At 51.2% G+C, this 17843-nt stretch carries 13 protein-coding genes; 6 read left to right on the top strand and 7 right to left on the bottom strand.

Annotation, left to right across the window (positions count from 1 at the left end):
* Positions 1-16: 16 nt before the first annotated feature.
* Both PHN51_06915 and PHN51_06910 read right to left on the bottom strand, forming a co-directional pair.
* The gene (locus PHN51_06915) at positions 17-1804 is read right to left on the bottom strand and encodes a carbamoyltransferase C-terminal domain-containing protein (GenBank protein ID MDD2818512.1); all 1788 of its coding nucleotides are present in this window, start codon (positions 1802-1804) and stop codon (positions 17-19) included.
* Positions 1805-1940: 136 nt separating this feature from the next.
* Positions 1941-2876: a glycosyltransferase family 2 protein gene (locus PHN51_06910; protein MDD2818511.1), complete on the bottom strand. Its 936-nt coding sequence runs from the start codon at positions 2874-2876 to the stop codon at positions 1941-1943.
* Positions 2877-3031: 155 nt separating this feature from the next.
* Between PHN51_06910 and PHN51_06905 the strand changes: the two genes are divergently transcribed.
* From PHN51_06905 to PHN51_06885, 5 genes are all read left to right on the top strand, one after another.
* Entirely contained in the window at positions 3032-3691 is a 660-nt protein-coding gene (locus tag PHN51_06905; protein ID MDD2818510.1) for a GNAT family N-acetyltransferase, read from the top strand.
* Complete coding sequence (locus tag PHN51_06900; GenBank protein MDD2818509.1) at positions 3691-5646, top strand: acyltransferase family protein; 1956 nt, start codon at positions 3691-3693, stop codon at positions 5644-5646. The genes PHN51_06905 and PHN51_06900 overlap by 1 nt, the downstream gene beginning before the upstream one ends.
* A 54-nt stretch (positions 5647-5700) precedes the next feature.
* On the top strand, positions 5701-7692 hold the full coding sequence (locus PHN51_06895; GenBank protein ID MDD2818508.1) for a hypothetical protein: 1992 nt from the start codon (positions 5701-5703) through the stop codon (positions 7690-7692).
* A 729-nt stretch (positions 7693-8421) separates the two neighbouring features.
* Positions 8422-8622 carry a hypothetical protein gene (locus PHN51_06890; GenBank protein ID MDD2818507.1) on the top strand — a complete coding sequence of 67 codons (201 nt, stop codon included), beginning with the start codon at positions 8422-8424 and terminating at the stop codon, positions 8620-8622.
* 42 nt (positions 8623-8664) lie between these two features.
* On the top strand, positions 8665-10161 hold the full coding sequence (locus PHN51_06885; protein MDD2818506.1) for a hypothetical protein: 1497 nt from the start codon (positions 8665-8667) through the stop codon (positions 10159-10161).
* 178 nt (positions 10162-10339) lie between these two features.
* Here the strand turns inward: PHN51_06885 and PHN51_06880 are convergent, their stop codons facing one another.
* The 5 genes from PHN51_06880 to PHN51_06860 all read right to left on the bottom strand — a co-directional run bounded on the left by PHN51_06880 (position 10340) and on the right by PHN51_06860 (position 16472).
* Entirely contained in the window at positions 10340-10957 is a 618-nt protein-coding gene (locus PHN51_06880; protein MDD2818505.1) for a hypothetical protein, read from the bottom strand.
* A 460-nt stretch (positions 10958-11417) separates the two neighbouring features.
* Positions 11418-13196, bottom strand: coding sequence for a nucleoside-diphosphate sugar epimerase/dehydratase (locus PHN51_06875; protein MDD2818504.1), 1779 nt, complete (start codon positions 13194-13196; stop codon positions 11418-11420).
* Between the two features lie 390 nt (positions 13197-13586).
* The gene (locus PHN51_06870; GenBank protein MDD2818503.1) at positions 13587-14885 is read right to left on the bottom strand and encodes an aminotransferase class III-fold pyridoxal phosphate-dependent enzyme; all 1299 of its coding nucleotides are present in this window, start codon (positions 14883-14885) and stop codon (positions 13587-13589) included.
* The gene (locus tag PHN51_06865) at positions 14878-15636 is read right to left on the bottom strand and encodes a glycosyltransferase family protein (protein MDD2818502.1); all 759 of its coding nucleotides are present in this window, start codon (positions 15634-15636) and stop codon (positions 14878-14880) included. The genes PHN51_06870 and PHN51_06865 overlap by 8 nt, the downstream gene beginning before the upstream one ends.
* Positions 15633-16472, bottom strand: a complete 840-nt coding sequence (locus PHN51_06860; GenBank protein MDD2818501.1) for an aldo/keto reductase — start codon at positions 16470-16472, stop codon at positions 15633-15635. The genes PHN51_06865 and PHN51_06860 overlap by 4 nt, the downstream gene beginning before the upstream one ends.
* 108 nt (positions 16473-16580) lie before the next feature.
* Here PHN51_06860 and PHN51_06855 point away from each other — a divergent pair, with 108 nt between their 5' ends.
* Positions 16581-17831 (top strand): O-antigen ligase family protein, encoded by a 1251-nt coding sequence (locus PHN51_06855; GenBank protein ID MDD2818500.1) that lies wholly within the window; start codon positions 16581-16583, stop codon positions 17829-17831.
* The last annotated feature ends 12 nt before the right edge of the window (positions 17832-17843 follow it).

Below are 17843 nucleotides of genomic sequence, written 5' to 3'. Positions count from 1 at the left end.
CCTCATGGCTGAAGAGCTAATGAGCGTCACTGTTGCGATGAATTGCTGAATCCTTGACCCACAGGAAGCCCGCAGGAGTAGCCAAAACATCGACGGCATCTGCCAAAAGTGCCGCTATCGAATCCTCAAGTCGTCCATTTATCGGCTCCTCATGAGTGTTAAACGACGTGTTGACGAGCACATAGATTCCGGTCGCGCGACCAAATTCCTTGACAATGTTGTAGTAGTTCGGAGTGACTTCTGCGTCGATGATCTGCGGCCTAGCCGTGCCGTCCACATGTGTGACTCCCTGCAATATCGAATGGAACTCCGGCCTGACTAAACATGTCATCGTCATGTATTCGAAAGGTTGCATTGAAGCATTGTCGGTCTTGAAGTAGTCATCGAACCTCTCGCGCAGTACCACTGGCGCGAAAGGCATGAATTCCGTGCGGTGCAGGCGTGCATTGAGGGATTCTACGGACTCCCGCTGCCTTGGATCGAGAAGAATTGATCGGTGACCAAGTGCCCTTGGGCCAAACTCCATCGAACCCTCATGCCAGCCCACGATGCCGCCAGCGACGATGATCTGTGCAACCCGACCCGCCACAGCATCGGCTTCCACGGCTTCGAAGTCTAAACCGAATTGCGCGGCTAAGTTTCGTATTGTCAGCTCGTCGAATTGATCCGTCTCAGGAGCCAAGAACATATCGGAATACAGGGGACCTGATCCGAGACCGCCCTCCGCTTTCAGGACAGACCAGATTCCTCCGAGTGCTAGACCACCGTCACCCATATTTGGGAAGACCGTAACTGCTCGCGTGGAAGGTAGTTCGGCTAGGCGCTGGTTGAGCTTTACATTCGAGAAAACTCCGCCGGCTAGGGCTATATCGCGTAGTCCGGTCCGAGAAATCCAATATTCGACCATCTCGCAGACCGACTCCTCAAGGACCTGTTGGATCGCAAACGCGAGGTCTGCGTAGTTCGCGGTGCCACGCTCTGCTAGGTCAGCAATGTCGTCCATCGTCAGGATCACGTCTCTGTTCGGCTTCAGGCGTCGCAGCGCCAGCGGCCGTAACCGCGCCTTAAAGGATTTGGGGTAGCGAATGAATGGAATTCCTTTACGTACCTCAACGTAGTGACGAAGGATGTCAACTGCCGCGCTGCTGGCGCCGTATGCCGCAAGCCCTGTGATCTTTCCCTCATGTCTTGTGGGCGTGAAGTTGTAGCGTTCCGTGATGGCGCTGTAGAGCAGTCCCAAACTGTCTGCTGCCGGAATCCGGCCAACGACCCGCATCTGATTACCATCGGAGACCGCGACCGCACCCGACTCGCCGTCCCCCTCCCCATCGAGGCTGATCAGCAGAGTAGGTTCACTTGGGGTTATTCCAAGAGCCGTGCCGAGGTGAGAAAGGTGATGGTTCTGCCAGACTATAGGCAGCGAGCTCGCGTTAGAGAGAGTGGTCGACAGGACGCCGCGGATGGCATCTTCGACGGCTACCATCGGAATTGTGGAACTGGGCATTCGCCAACCCGGCCTAGCCTGACGTGCGGTGCCCCGCGGGTTGGATGCCTGATCGTCCAGGTCAGCGAGAAACCGACGGGCCTCTTCAATTGGCAGGGACTCGTGGCTGCCAATGACGAGGCGAGTGACCTCCAATTCTGGTGGAACAAGTTCGAGAATCGATGTCAGCGACTGCGTTGGGATTCCCCGATGATTCTTGCGGCGGGAGAGCCTCTCTTCTCCGATAGCTGCAATAACCCGTCCGCTGCTGTCGGTGAGCGCAGCCGAGGCGTCATGCGAGAGGGCAAGGCCAAGGATCATCTCAACTCCTTTATGCGGATCCCATCTCTTTTCAGCCAGTGGGAATCGTAGGGGTCATGGGAACACATAGACAGAGCATATTAATCAATCCGCCCAGTACTCCCCTGAGATGAAGTGCGGCGCGCCCAGTTGCAATTCACTTGTGGGTCTCCTCAGCCACGACATATGTCGGCTTGCGCATGATGCGGAAATGCATGCGTGCGAGATATTCCCCGATGATTCCCAAAGTCAGCATCTGCGCCCCTGAGAAGATGGCAATAATCGAAGCCAAGAACGGGAAGCCAGGCACGCTCTCGCCCGTGATCATTGGCCTCAGGATGGCCCACAGCAGGACCACAAAGCCCAGAAAGCCAGCAGCCAGCCCCAGCAAACTAGCCAACCTCAGCGGAACCGTGCTGTAACCGGTAGTGGTGTCGATCGCAAATCGAAGTAACTTGGGAAAGGTGTAGTTGGACGCCCCGTTTGAGCGTGGATCGTGCTGCACAGAGGTGGACCCAAAACTGCTGCTACCCCATGTGAGCAATGCGTCCAAAGACACGCCAGATCCTAGATCACCAGAAAATGCATCGCGGATGTCGGTATGAAATGCACGATACGAGCTCAGCTCCGGAGCGGAATCGACACCCAATCCGCTACCTAGTGCCGTGCGAGTGATTCGGCTTGCCAAACGGCGATAGAACGCGTGTTCGGTCTTTTGCGGAACTCCGTAGATAACATCCGCGCCCTGAAGTTGCATCGCGTCTAGCAACCGGGGGATCTCCTCCGGTGGATTTTGTAGGTCATCGTCCAGGGTGACTGTGCGTCCATATCGGGCAGCGCGTACGCCTGCAACGAGTGCACTGTGCTGACCGAAGTTACGCCCGAGACGTAAGCCTCGGACCTTAGGTGACTGCCCAGCTAATTGGGCAATGGTCTCCCATGTGTTATCCGCGCTTCCGTCGTCGACCAAAATCACCTCGTAGTCAGCGAGCGGCCTCAACACCCGGTCTATGCGGGCAATTAACTCTGGCAGCGTCGCACTGCTCTTGTAGACAGGGACTACGACAGATACACCGAGCTTACGAGCGTTCACGATTTCCCATCTGCCGACCTATTGTTCAGGTGGCCCCATCACCAACCTCGAATGCGGCATCGAACTTGGTCTTTGATACGCACCACTTGCTCGGCAAGTCGATGTTGTTGCGTTCGCAGTATACGATTTCTCCATGCATAAGTCGGGCGCCTTCAATGCCTGACACGAGCTTTTTGGGATCCCTTAAGCGCGAAAATATTGAATCGGCTCGCGAACGTGCCATCCCAATCACCCGTGGCAATGAGGTTCTGGGCATGCTGGTGCCGGTTGGGTCGTGGATTCTGGCTGACGAAACTTTGATCGAAGCGATGGCTTCTTGGCGCGCCCGTACGATGGAGATGTTCCTCGCGCAGTTTGAATCGACTCCCGCTAAAACGGCGAACTACCTCCAGCAATTCTCTATCGGTCTGGAGCAGCGAATCCTGTTCATGATTGAAAGCGACGGCATATTTCTAGGCCACATCGGCCTGGCCAATATTCATCCAGACACCGCTGAAATCGATAATGTCATGCGTGGGATCAATAGTGGTCCTCGAGGTTTAATGTCAGCAAGCGAGCGGTCACTAGCAGAGTGGGCCTTCGTAACCTTGGATCTCTCTTCGCTGTACTTGCGGGTGCTGTCAAACAACACACTTGCCAAGCGTCTCTACGAGCGCGACGGATTTGTCACCACCGAGAGCCTGCCACTGCGCCGTGAATCTGCTGTAGACGGCACGGTACTTGTGCCCTGTTCACAGGACCAGGCTTCAGTTTCTTTCACTTGTGATGTCATGACTCTTGACCGTGAGCGTTTTCTCGCCCATACCGGTGCATGATGCCGACGACCGCGATCAGCCGAAGTTATCGGCCAGACATCCAGGGCCTTCGAGCCATCGCGGTGGTGATGGTCCTGTTGTTCCATGCAGGTCTCCCATTTCCCGGCGGATTCCTGGGTGTTGATGTGTTCTTCGTAATCTCGGGCTTTGTTATCACATCGATGCTCCATCGAGACAAGCTCCAAACTGGATCGCTGCGACTTGGTCAGTTCTATCTGCGTCGATTCAAACGCCTGACCCCCGCTCTCGTGCTCACCGTCGTCGTAGCGGTTCTCGCTTCGGCAGTGGTTCTATCTCCTCTTGGTGCACAGCAGACGGCTGCAGCCACAGGAATTGGCGCGCTTTTGTTGGTCGCGAACGTAGTAATCGACCGTAGTACTGGGAACTATTTTGCTTTACCTGCAGAAACCAACCCACTACTCAATACCTGGACTCTTTCCGTAGAGGAGCAGTTTTACCTAGTTTTTCCGGCACTGCTCATGCTGGGGTGGTTCTTGGCACGCCGCTATCGCATAGGGCGAAATGCCCCGATCGCCATTGTCAGCACTCTTGCAGGCATCTCTTTCGTTCTGGCGATAATCGGCCCGTCCCCCACTCAAAACACCTTCTTGCAGTCGCTGCTCGGGTTCTACAGCCCTGTGACTCGGGCCTGGGAGTTCGCTGCTGGAGCAATACTCGCCTTAGTGACACTTAAGGATCTCAGGATCCTACCGAGGGTCGGGGCGGTCGCCGGATTGTTGGGACTCATAGGCCTAGTGGCAACTCTGTGGGTAATTCCGAGTACCGCCCGTATGCCGGGAGTCTGGACAGTACTGCCGGTGGCCGCAACTCTGATGGTCATCTGGGCGGGAATGCAGAGTTTGAATCCCGTGACAAGAGTGCTGTCAATGCGTCCGTTCACTGCTGTAGGAGACATCTCTTACTCGCTGTACCTATGGCACTGGCCCCTTATTGTCTTCGCAGTGTTGCTCTGGCCGCAGACGCCATACGTCGCAACCATCGCAGCTTTGGCCTCCGTCATCCCTTCGGTTCTGTCATATCTGCTGCTGGAGAATCCCATCCGCCGAGCGAAGTGGACCAGCCCAAAAACCATTCTCTTGCTTGGACTCGTCATGACGGTTCCAGCGCTTGTGATCTGTGCAGGCGTGTGGGGAGTGGCCTCTAAATATTGGAAACCGAAGTTGGATGATGGTCAGGTGCCCGCTGTCTTTGCCGGCGACGTGACCGACGCGGCCCGGTCTGCGTATCTACGCGCCCACTCGTACCCGTGCACCATCGATCAATTGCCAGATATACACCAGACGGACATCACCTGCCTGCAGTCAAAGCCGGGTAAGGAAGTTGACCTTGCCATCCTCGGCGACAGCCATGCGTGGCATCTTTACACCGGCCTCACTCAGGCGATGCCCGAGTCCAACATCATGGTGGTCTACCTGCACTACTGGCCGACGCGAGCAACGGAAAACGCCAAGCTCACCTTCAAACAGGTTGCAGAAATGCCCAGTGTCAAGGCCGCTTTGGTCACGGGCTATTGGAAGACCCAACTTGGAACTGCGGATGCAGTTCCGTTCATCAACACTTTAAGTGCTGGTGGCAAGCAAGTATTCGTTACGGATGATGTCCCAGCATTCCCGTTTGATGCCAGTGCCTGCAAGTACCGAACAGGATTTCTGGTGGGGGCTACGCAGTGCGCCTTCAACGCCACTGATTACCTCAACGCCTACCGAAATGTGCCAACACTCATTCAGCAGATCACCGACGCCATTCCCGGCGTGCACCTGCTGCGCACTGCTCGCCAGTTTTGCACCAATGACGATTGCAGCATGGTGCAAAACGGACGCCTGATGTATGAGGACAACAACCATCTCAACCTTGACGGCTCTCGTTACGTTGACCAGGCCATCATCAACGACCAGGTGTTTCGCAAATCGATGGGATTGCCAGCACAGGCATAGACAGCAACTGACCTGCAGCAACTCGGTTGTGACCAGAGTTTGTCATACTTCAGTGTGCGCACCCATGCCCCAGAGGACACGTCAGCACTTCCCAGCTCCCGATGGTCTCTGCGCCGTTGGTTCGTCAGCATCACCGTCACTGCTCTGTCGGTGGTCGGTCTATGGGTCCTTCTGGAGCACCTGATCGCCTCCGACCGGGGGCTGGATCTCGCTGACGAGGGCCTCTACCTCGTGGCAGCCGACCCGCCAAATCTAGAGGCAGCCTGGGCCTATCCCTTTGGCTGGACCATCCGTCCGCTGTTCTGGCTCGTGGGATACGACATCGCTGCGTTTCGCACCTTCGGGGCTGTGATACTTGCACTCTCATCCGCCTGGCTGGGATGGGCTGCTATGCGGGCCGTGACAGATCTAAGGCGAGCCACCACCGCACCGAGCTTGATGCCCGCGCTTGCCGCTGCAACTGCGGGAACGGCATCGCTTATTTATTACTCCTCAATGCTGCGGGCACCGAGTTACAACTGGGCCACCCTGTGCGCCATCGTGCTCAGCCTGGCCGCTGTCATGGTCGCAGTCCGGCGTGCGGTAGCACCCGCTCCTCGTGACTGGCGATGGAACATTGGACGCATTGAAATTTCCACGATCGATCTGCTAGCTGTGGCTACGTCTGCGGTGCTTGTTGCTTCGCTTCCAGCAAAGCCAACGACCTTGCCGATCATGCTCACAGTGACCACGATCGTGATCGCCACAGGCGCGGGGCTGCGCTGCATGTGGCGATGGCTCATAGTCGTGGTCGGATTTATCCCCGCCTGGATTCTGATTGCAGTCATAACCGGACTATGGCCGGTGGACTTCATTAGAGTTTTCCGCTTAGCCAACGAGATGCCCTACCCATTCGCCGTGCAGACCGCTGGCCCAGCACTGCAGGCGATAGTCCTTGCACCGCGCGATCTACTTGATGCCTTCGCGCAGATAGGAGACCGGCCAGCAGAACTGTTAACAGCCGCGCTACTCGTTCTGCTATTGCCAGTGCTGGCAAAGCGCAGTTGGCTCCTACTAAGACTAGCTGGCTACGCAATGGCAATCCTGAGTGCCATCGCAATCTCAGGGGTACCTATACCCCTACTCAACCTAACCGGGTCTGCATTCAGTTGGGCACATGCACCGCTCACGACTGCAGCGATTATCGTGTTAGCAGCCTCCATTCTGGTAGGCCTAAGGCTGACGTCGACCGCACAAAACGAGGAAGCAAGTGATCGTCGAACTCGCATGCTTATCGTCGCGGTCGTGGCACTCGCGCCAATGGCATTTGCAATCGGTTCCAGTTTTGGGCCGTACCCGCAGGCAGCCGTCGCGTCGGGTCTAATATTTATCGCAGCCGTACTCAGCGTTGCGCGCCCAAACGCGTGCCGAGCTCGAACTTTGCTCGCTGTTGCTGTACTTGTCACCACTGCCATCTTTGCAGCGGCTGCAATCGTGAGTGGCTGGCGTCATCCATTGAGACAATTTCCAGTCGAGTTACGAACCCCTTCAATGAGCCAGCAAACAGTTCCTACTTTGATCGGGGCGCACGGGGCCGTCCTTAATCTGGATCCCGCGCTTGCCGCAAGAGTCACAGACCTTCGTGCGAAATCAACTGCCGCTGGCTGGAAGTCAGGTATGCCCATGCTCGACTTGTCCTACTTGCAGAGCCCCGGTCTGGGGTACTCTCTCGGGGCTAAGGCACCTGATTCCCTTATGCTGACGGTTCTCATCGTTGGCTTCGGCGACAACTACCGGGCTATCACACGGTTCCACCTGACCCAACCGTTCCTTGGTTTTCCGTATCACGATAGCTGGATCCTGACGACTAAGACTTCGACGCTGGATGCCGCGACGCAGGACGAACTCTTCTACACGCTGGGCCAGGTTGCAGCAATCTCACAGCGGCCATTCCCAGCTGGCTACGACTGCGTCGCCTCTGGTGATCTTGTCCTTTGGCGCCCATCGGCCACGTCAACTGGTATTGGCCAAAATTGTGATGCCGGGGTGAGGGCTACCGCGTCGTGAGGACTTGGACCCGTCAAAACTAAATATGCAGCGGCACTCTTGCTCGGAAGTGTCACGGATCAGCACGACATTTTTAAGACTCGAGATCCTTACCCGATACAACCGAGCATCTTTTATAGTCTGGTGATCTTGGCGGTTGAGAAGTGTTGTGAAAGTACCTCGATGTCCACAAAACTCAACACAATCATTAGACTAGACAACAAGGTATGTATTTAATGACCATGTTTTCCAGAATGAGTCCGTACCGTGATCCACTATTTTGATTCACTGGGAGTGCTTTTTTTACGTTGATAGTGATAATTTCTGTGAATTCTGGTTTCAGGCCCGTTGCCCTACCGCCTAACTCAGTCCTATTCCGATCCGAGTTCTCGATGTTAGCCCGATTGATTCTTGCTATGTTGCCTAACCTCACCATCAATTAATAACGTGCGCGAAGACAAAGATTGGCGTTATTCGCGCGAATTAGGTTTATTGGCATTAAAAAGCTCTTGTCCCATCACGCAGCGAAAAGAATCGTCCACCCGCAAGCATTGAATCGGAATAATCGATACTTTGGTTTTGTACACAACCATACGGAGGTCGCCCAAGAGAACTGAAACAATATGCACGAACGCATAATTGTTTTCTAATCAAAAGTACTGTGATGTGTTACTTAGGTTTGATGAAGTGAAGTTAAAGTGCGGTCAATTCTATGCTCGCTGAATTACGATTTAACTGTAGCTTCTGGGCGTGAAAGGGAAAACAATGAAAAAGCGCCTGTCACCTTCTGCACGTGGCTTAGGAATTGTCTGGGCGGTTGGAACGGCCCTACTCATCCTTACGCTCGTGGATACCATTGTACGTAAGTGGAACGAAGTCTTTGACGACGCCTTTATTAGTTTCAGATATGCACAAAACTTAGCTAGCGGTGCCGGTTTAGTTTGGAATTAAGGCGGACATCCAACTGAGGGATACACCAATCCATTACTCGTGGTGGCTCTGGCTCCACTCATTAAGGCCGGACAGGACCCGCTTCTCGCTTCTAGATTTCTATCCGGATTGGCCCTTTTTGGCGCATGTCTGATCCTCTATAGAGAGTCAAAGAGGACGTATGGCTCTTCCTCGCCTGGGTCGACAGTCACAGCGCTTTTACTCCCAATCTTCCCTGCGACGATTCCACTGGTCTTAATCGGGATGGAGACCATTCCAGGCGCGCTCGGACTGCTTGTAGCTTTTGTCGCTGCTTCACGGTTTCTGTCAACAAATAACTATCGGTGGGGTCTCGCCTTCGCCACCTCAGTAATCCTCAGTGGATTATTGCGCCCTGAAGCGCTCTTGATTGTTCCCTTAGTGGCTTTATTTTGGTTAGTTATAGGAGCGCGGCGTAAACGATCTTGGTGGCCGGAGTGCCTTGTTGCCGGAGTACTGACTGGATTCTTTGTCCCATACATCATTTGGAAATTGGCTTATTTTGGAGATATTTTCCCAAATCCGTTTTACGTTAAGTCGGTCGAAGGATGGGGTGTCGACTCTGCCGGCGCCGCCAGCGTATCGACATTTATCTCAACCTATGCGCTTCTTCTCGGCTTTGCAGCGTTTGGAGTCTTCTCTCACGTGAGCACGAGACCACTCGCATGCGCAAAATCCCAACAACGGGTTGACGTACAGGTGATACAGGCCTGGTTAGGTTTATTTTTGGCGGTTTCCTACTTTCTATTTTTTGTTCGCACCAAGCCGCTTATGGATCTCGAAGGCCGTTTTCTGTTTCCTCTAGTACCAATTGCCTTATTAATCGCATCTCCAGTGCTGGACAGAACTTTGGCCTGGGTGCTCGAAGTAAAACATCGAAAAATCTTGTGGGCGACAGCTCCCATTACTTTGATATTCGTGCTCGTCGCAAATATCCCGACGAGCTCACTGACGCGAATCTTGACTGCCCGATCTCTTGATCAAGCGGGCTCAATCATGTCCAAGCAGATCGCCTCAAATGCCGAGTTGCGAGTCGGCCTTTCCCTGGCGAACTACCCCAGTATTAAGTCGGTCAAGATCGCTTTTGCCGATTCCGGCCTAATTCCTTACTACTCGCATGCGAAGTGGCTTGACGTAGTGGGACTAAATGACTCATACATTGCCAAAACTAAAGATAAAGCAAAACTTATCGATTGCTTTTTCGAGCAGGCACCAGACCTTGTTCTACATCCCTCGGACCTTGGGGGTTCATGGATTACTTGGGGTCACGGGCCACTTGGGGACTGTTTATCGTGGGCCAATGATCCACGTTGGGATGATTACGAATACTTGGGGACTGTTGAAGGCGCGGCTTTTGGTAGCTACGACCTCCAAGTGTTGGTCCGATCAGACTCAAAGTTCGCTTCGACATTGCGCACATATTTAAACACTTCTGTTGTCGACGGCCGATTCGATTCGCTACCTATAGCACTTGGCACTCGACAAGCAGCATCAAACGCCAAATGGTTTCCTACGAAGTAGATTCGCCTCTATCGAAATTTGCATTCCTTCATCAGATAGCACCCGGGGAATGCTTGAAGTTTTCCTGCAGCAAATTGAAGTCTAATTTCGCTTGTCCAACTATAGGTCGTAGAGGGTTTTGCCTCAAACATGTGAACGTCAAAACTAGTTGACAATTTTAACACTGGCTGCACAGGTACTAATTCCAAGCTACAAAAATGTCGTGTTCGACTGTCCATGACAATTCTAGAGAATCGGCCCAATTTACTAAGTACGAACGTGACGGGTAATCTGCGTCTTGATCCGCCTTGAATCCAAAACCTCTAAAGTCATCAATGAATACAACCATGGAATCAAATTGATTCTTCAGCTTTCCGATGGCCAGCAACTCGTATCGTATCGGTGTTACCACTGGTCCACGGTGTGTCAATCCTCCAGAAGCATGGCCATCAAGCCAGAAGCAAACGGAACCTGAAATTCCGGAGAGAACTTTCTCAAAAACTTCCTCAGAGAGTCCTTCTACGATCTCGATGTTTGCCTTGCCTTGAAATCTCTTTCGCGCTCGAATTACAAGATCCTTGCTCGGTTCAATGCTAATTACTCGTTTCGCACTTGCACCCAATACTTTAGTTGTATCCCCTAAATAGGTCCCAGTCTCTACCCAAGTTCCCAAAGTGTTTCCATGCCGTTTGAGAACTTCAAGTTTCACAGATTGCGGAGCAGGAACGGAGTAACCATTTCGTTTCCAACGACTTTGATTCACCATATGCATAATAGATACTCGTGCACTCAGCGGTAACCAGGTTTGAATGTGCATAAACAAACTATATCGTTGCTTCTATTCACTTGAATTCGAGTTGTTCACGCCAAAACCTCTTAACATCTGACCTGGATTCTGCCGAACGGTTTCGATGGAAATTCGAAATGCTTTAGCTCATCGAAGCTATTTTTCCCTGGGCTATACAGCATATTCGCACGCAAGTCTTAACTTTGCTTTCCTACATCAGCACTGTTGGCACTTAGTGCCGTGCGATAAGTTCCTTTTCATTAGTCTTTAAAGGAAATTAAGAGGCGCGAGTGACATGCAAAATTGCTTCAGTTCTTACACCAACTGAATCGAGCGACTTGGTCATAGCGAAGCAAACGCCGCAATTTCCAGCAGTTAGGCATACTTGGCATATGTGTGTGTTCTCATTTTCTATTCTTCAGGTTGAACGAAAATACCGTAGTGGTCTATTTCACTACGTCAGTCCATCCTACGAATATCGACAAGTGATTTATAAAGACCCCAACGCTACTGCACGCAGTGTGGAAGCAGGATCACTTGCCGCTACTAGAGGATGGAGAGTTTCGAAACTTTGACTCACAACATCCGTATGTGAAATCAACGGGTGCAGAGGCCGTGCTGCGCTTTCACTATTCGCAACTAAAACTTCATCGAGTTTTTCTCCAGGGCGAAGTCCCGTAAATTTGATACCCACGTCGCGACCTGAACGATGAATCATCTGTCGCGCTAGATCAGCAATATTCACCGGCGTACCCATATCCAAAATAAGTGTCTCCCCATGCGTACCGAGAACTGAAGCTTGAAGCACTAAATGAACAGCCTCTTGAACTGTCATGAAGTAACGAGTCACTCGCTCATCCGTGACCGTTACGGGTCCACCATGCGCGATTTGGTACCTAAATGTTTCAATAACAGAACCTCGGGAACCAAGAACATTTCCAAAGCGAACCGAAACGTATTTGGATTCATTTCCGCCGGGCATTCCTGCGGTGAGTCTCTCAGTTATGAGCTTGCTGTATCCCAAAATACTCGTTGGGTCAGCTGCTTTGTCGGTCGAAATATTCGCAAATACATGCACTCCGACTGACTCTGCCGCTGAAAGAACATTGCGCGTTCCAAATACATTCGTTTTGATGGCTTCATCTGGGTATCGCTCAAGGAGTGGCAAGTGTTTTAGTGCAGCTGCGTGAAACACAATCTCCGGCTCGACTTCTTCAAAGATTTCTAAAAGTCGCTGTCCGTCGCGTATATCTGCAAGGATCAAATCCGGAGAGGTAAGAGTTCCACTTCCATCAAGAGTGAGTTGGAGAGCATGAAGCCCTGACTCATCTCGGTCAAGAAGCATCAGGCGACTCGGTGAATACCTAACTAACTGTCGGGCTAATTCTGAACCAATAGAACCGCCTGCTCCAGTTACTAGAACCCTGCGACCTCTTATGAAGTCCGTTATTTGAGCTTCATCGGTTCGTATTGGTCTGCGTCCCATGAGGTCTTCCTCAGTGAGATCAGAAATATCTCCAAGTTTGACCGCCCCCCCAACGATTTCAGATGCGGTTGGAATGACCTGCACCCTAACGCCTAAAGCAGTACACCTACGGTCAAGCTCCTGCAATCGTGGTGCCGTGACTTGAGCAATCGCAACCAACACAACATCTACTTGATACTCAGCGATCAAGTCCTCAATTTGATCCACATTTCCCAAAGTCCGGAGTCCAGCTCTTCGTAAATGCTGCTTATTGGGATCGTCGTCGATAAATCCGATCGGTTGAAAACCACTAGAACGATCAGACAGCATTAAGGTCGCAATTTGCGAACCAGCATCGCCTGCTCCATAAATGAGTGTGCGGGAACCCTCACGTCGCAGAGCAGTCTGCTGACGCGCACTTCTCCACATGAAGCGAGCGCCAAGCATGCTTGCACCTGCGATACCAGTGGCCAAAACGAAGGTAGACCTTGGAAACTCAGTAGCAGGCAATACAAATGCCAGGGCGCTTCCCACTATTCCGACAAAAAGCGTTACGAGAGTGACCCCCAGAACTTCATCAAATGATCCAACAACATACCGACCCCTGTATAGATGGAAGATCACGCCTATGATCAAGTGCAATACGGCAGCTGCCGCGCCCGCCACAAGGCCAATAATCAGCGCGCTACTGGGCGGTTCAAAGTCATAACGCAGCACGAGTGCAAGCGGAACGGCCACCAGCCAAGAGAAAGCATCCCAACCGCTTTGCAACAAGCGATGTTGCACCCATCGGTCGTGCTTCACTTCGAACTCCTAGCCTTACAAAGGACAATTGTCTTATGGGCTTCAACTGTAATGGAGCCAAGGTCTTTTTCATCCATAATTCACACCGCGATGACGAGGTATGTCACCAACGAACGCTGAGAACTTCTTTGAACTACACCCAATCTTGCAAGCACGCTGGCTTTCCTCAATTTTTCTCAAGTGCGATCTGACTAGAACCCCATAGCATCCGATCCCTGACTTCATAAATTTGAATCAAGCTGATTCAGCTCATTTGCGCGGTCATTAAAGCCCGAGTGGATCATGAGTTCGCGATGCCCTACTGAATTTACCTCACGATGAGCAAAGGTATTAAGAAAATTCAGAGTGACACATCATGAATCGTGACACTGGAAACGTTACAAATAACACTCACGACCGTACCCGAAAGAGTGGTCGAATCGGCTCACACTCGAGGCGAGACAGGAGATCTCTGCCAGTGAGTCCTGAGCAGACTTCGTTCAAAGATTCCGCGTAGGCAATAGCAACCACTTCAATATCTTCGGCCTTGAAAGCTGTGGTTACATCATGGGTGTTGAGCACAAGAACCCCTCGTCGCAACATCTCTTGAAGGAAAAGGGTCTTGGCCTGCGCCAATACCTCTGAGTCGTCAATGTGCCACTGCTGGAAAATCCATGAATCATGGCCCGAAAAAGTCAGGACGGGTTTCGATACCTCTGAGCGTGTCGCATCGATTCTTTCGATCAGAGATTTACCAATCGAGGCCAACTGATTAGTCGGGACTCCTGTTGCCATTCGTTGAAGTACTACATTTGCAGCAGTGAGTGACAAGGTCTCCCCGCCAAAAGTTCCTGAAAAGAAAATGTCTGGCATGACGTTGAGGATGTCAGCACGCCCAACAATCGCGGAAAGCGGAAATCCATTTGCTAGTGCTTTACCGAAGGCCGCAAGATCAGGAGTGACACCGAAATATTCCTGAGCACCACCGGGTGCAAAACGAAACCCGGTGAGCATTTCATCGAAAACGAGAACAATTCCTCGTTCTTGCGTGATTCTTCGAACTTCACGCAGATAGTGCGGATCTGGAAACGATGAAGTCATGGGTTCCATAATCAGCGCCGCAACGTTTCCTTGTAGGCGATCTGCCACGGTAATCAGGGCATCAATATCGTTATAGGTAATGGAATGAGTAAGTGCCCTAATTGAATTTGGTACCCCGCGATGCATTGTTGTGCTGCCGATGTACCAATCCTGCCAACCGTGATACCCACACACGATCACATGTTCCTTGCCAGTAAATGCGCGAGCAAGTCTTATCGCTGCGGACGTTGCATCAGATCCATTCTTAGCAAACCGGACTTTTTCCGCACATGGAATGAGATCAACAAGACGTTCTGCAACTTCTGCTTCTATCGGATGCGCAAGGCTCAGGGTTACGCCGTCTTTGAGTTGCTTTACTACTGCTTCATGAATTTCTTCATCACCGTAACCAAGAGCCACCGCCCCCAGCGAACTCACTAAATCAACATACTCGTTGCCGTCAATATCCCAAGTGCGACTTCCGAACGAACGTTGGGCGAAAAGTGGTGCAGCACCTGCGGGATATTGAGTGCGTGACTTGCTGAATGTTTGTGATCCAAGTGGAATGACCGCTTCAGCCCTCGCCAGATATTCAACCGAGCGCACATAACGTTCGGTGAGGCTAGGCATTCATCACTCCTGTATCTAAACCCTGCAGAGCCGCATTTCTTTTTGCGTCTCTAACTGTACGGTTTCGATCTGGGTGACGCTGTAAATACTCATGGATTTCGGCTAATTCGAACTGTGGATTCATCGGATACAGCTCCGCGAATACACCTCTCACAAAATTTAGGTCTTCAGGAGTGTCCACTGTCCACCGCAATTCAGAGGTGTCATCGCGTCCTTCAAAATTTGCAATCGTGAACGTTTCTGGTCGTCTGTAAATTCCAAGCGTGACATGTTCTCGCTCAGCACCATCGGTAGAAATTTCGTGAATTGCGCGCAAGACTTTCGCTCTAACAACTTCTACGTCAAGCCCATCGGGAAAGGTCGGGTTCATCGTATTCGATGCGTAATCCGCCTTCGAGTTAAAAAAGAAAGCAATCACGTCATCCATGACCTCTGGGGAAATCAATGGACAGTCGCCGGTTATCCGAACAACTGTTTCAGATGGGTACTCATCTAAGACCTGGACGAATCGTTCAAGGACATCATCGAGGCTTCCTCGCACAACTGGGATCTGCTCTTTTATGAGCAAGTCCACTAAACTATCGTCACTTGGATCTGTTGAAGTAGCTACCACTATTTGGTCAATAGCCGCGGATCTTCGGAGCCGTTCAAGTTGCCGAATAATCATCGGAGCACCTGCAAGGTCCGCCAGAACTTTTCCTGGAAACCTAGTTGAGCTCATCCTTGCTTGAACTATTGCAGTCGTTTTCATACGAGATTCCATAATCGTGGGTCGATCAGATTGAGATCATTAGAGCCCAGAAACGATAGATCCGTGGGCGGGGAACTGTTCCAATAATCCACGATTGTTTGAAGCTCCACTGCGGAAGTCACTCCAACTACTACTTGGTCCACCCACACCAAACTCTTGACAAAATCAAGTGCTGCTTCTATCGGGTTCATGCCAGCTCTCTCACAAATCTCATGGAAGCGAATAACGTCAACGTGCCTGCCCTGCGTAGTTTCAGAGCGACTAGCCAAAAGGCCTTGGAGAAAAATGCTGCGAGCTTGAACCTCTACGCCTTGGGACTTGAGGTTCCAAACGCTCTCAGATTGCATCATTCGCTGATCAAGCGCGCTGATAGGAAGTTGAACACACTGAACAACGCCATTATATTGACTAACTTTAACAAGATCTGATTCGTCGTAGGCGGAAAACCCAATTTTCTCAATCAGTCCATCCCTTTGCAACCTTCGTAATTCAGAAAGAGCTGCTCGTGACGCCACTAGATCCATTGTGGACCAATCATGAATCAGGCAAACTCTCAAACGAGAAATCTGAAGACTGCTGAGCGACTCCCTCACTTGCTTTTCTATCGACTGGTGGTCGGCCCCCTTGACTTTTGAAGTTATGCCAAAATCTTGTGCCCATGGTGCTAGCCGAAATTCTGCATCACCATAATTTGCAGCAGTATCAACGAAACCTAGCCCCGCTTCCTTCGCGGTAGCGATCACCTTTGCGATTTCTTCATTCGAAAGTCGCCCTGTCTGATTCGTTACTCCATAGGCACTTCCCCATTGGGCAGTACCAAGGACTAGAGATTGCATGGCTTCATAATTCCACGAATTTGCACGAGTATTTGCCCTGCTGACACAAATGTGGGATCACAGTTTGAGGACCTTATTGATGTGCGCGCCCAATGTAGTCTGGTCAGCGTGTCAAACCTTCGCGAATTGTTTCGCCGTGAGCCGTTCTATTTGTGGTTAGCGATGTGCCTTCCCGCTGTGAGCGTCTATCTTCACTCCCTAGCGCCGGGTAGAGCCGTTTTCAAGGGTCAAGACCTTGGAGTTCTCGTTGGAATTTTGGGCGGACTTCTAATCTACTTTTTTTGGCTCACTTACCGTAGCCCTAGGAGCCCCTCAAAACTTCAAATCTTCCTTCTTTTAATTGGATTGGCATGGGGGTACTCCATTCTCAGAACGCAAATCGACGGCTCAGTTTTCAATGAGACGTTTTTTTTACTTCCAGAAATCGCACTCCTTCTGGCATTCAAGAGTGTCAATCGTCGCGGAATTGAAATTGCAGGTCTGTGCCTTGCATATTCACTGATTCTGATTGTGTTCTTGAATTTGCTTCTTTCACCCCTTGGAATCGGGCCAGATGGTTTTCATATCGCAGATAGCGGTTCCACACGCGTGCCACTTCTCACTGAGTTTTTGGGAATCGATACTCGTTGGGGTGGGCCCTTTGGCAGCGTAAATACGGCTGGACCAATTGGCGGCTTTGTATTTGTGTTTGCATTTACGCAGAAACGGCTTGGCAACAAATTGGCTCTGGGAATTGGCGGCGGAATAATTCTCGTTCTGAGTCAGGCTCGCACTTCGCTTATTGCAGTGATCATTGCCTTAACCGTTTACTTTCTCTGGAGTGAGCAGATACAAAAAGCAACTCATCGGATCGCTATCCGCATTACGACTTTTTTCTTTTTGCTAGTCGGATCTGTCGTTTATTTAGTAGGGATAGACCCGACATTAAATGGAAGAATGCAAATCTGGCATGATTTTTTTGCGTTGTGGCGAGACAGTCCATTGATTGGAGTCGGCACAAGCGGTGTTAACGTCTTCGTCGAAAGTAGGACCGGAATTGCTGGACTTGTCACACATAATCATGCACACAGTGTGTTCATAGACGGTCTCATGCGCTACGGAATAATCATGCTCGTGCTTACTTTGATTATTTTCATCATGGTATTTTCCTTCGGAATTCGAACAATTCCAACTATCGGGCCGACTTCAATCGCAATATCGATATACATCTTTACTGCCGGATTAACTGAAACCATTTTTTCTTGGAGTTACTGGGGAGTACCGGTGGCGGCTCTATTGTTAGCTGCTCTCATGGGTCTTGAGGGTCCAAGAACTAAAACCAACATCGAAGTATCCCAGTCCAGACCTTTTCAGACTTGATAACAGAGTGAA

The sequence above is a fragment of the Candidatus Nanopelagicales bacterium genome, from assembly GCA_028687755.1.
GTDB lineage: Bacteria > Actinomycetota > Actinomycetes > S36-B12 > S36-B12 > UBA11398.
This window is presented reverse-complemented; position numbering and strand designations above follow the sequence as displayed.

What these genes read in the sequence shown, in the direction of transcription:
- PHN51_06870 (MDD2818503.1), bottom strand. Translation starts at nt 14,885, where the DNA reads ATGCCTAGCCTCACCGAACGTTATGTGCGCTCGGTTGAATATCTGGCG.
- PHN51_06880 (MDD2818505.1), bottom strand. Translation starts at nt 10,957, where the DNA reads ATGCACATTCAAACCTGGTTACCGCTGAGTGCACGAGTATCTATTATG.
- PHN51_06865 (MDD2818502.1), bottom strand. Translation starts at nt 15,636, where the DNA reads ATGAAAACGACTGCAATAGTTCAAGCAAGGATGAGCTCAACTAGGTTT.
- PHN51_06900 (MDD2818509.1), top strand. Translation starts at nt 3,691, where the DNA reads ATGCCGACGACCGCGATCAGCCGAAGTTATCGGCCAGACATCCAGGGC.
- PHN51_06905 (MDD2818510.1), top strand. Translation starts at nt 3,032, where the DNA reads ATGCCTGACACGAGCTTTTTGGGATCCCTTAAGCGCGAAAATATTGAA.
- PHN51_06860 (MDD2818501.1), bottom strand. Translation starts at nt 16,472, where the DNA reads ATGCAATCTCTAGTCCTTGGTACTGCCCAATGGGGAAGTGCCTATGGA.
- PHN51_06915 (MDD2818512.1), bottom strand. Translation starts at nt 1,804, where the DNA reads ATGATCCTTGGCCTTGCCCTCTCGCATGACGCCTCGGCTGCGCTCACC.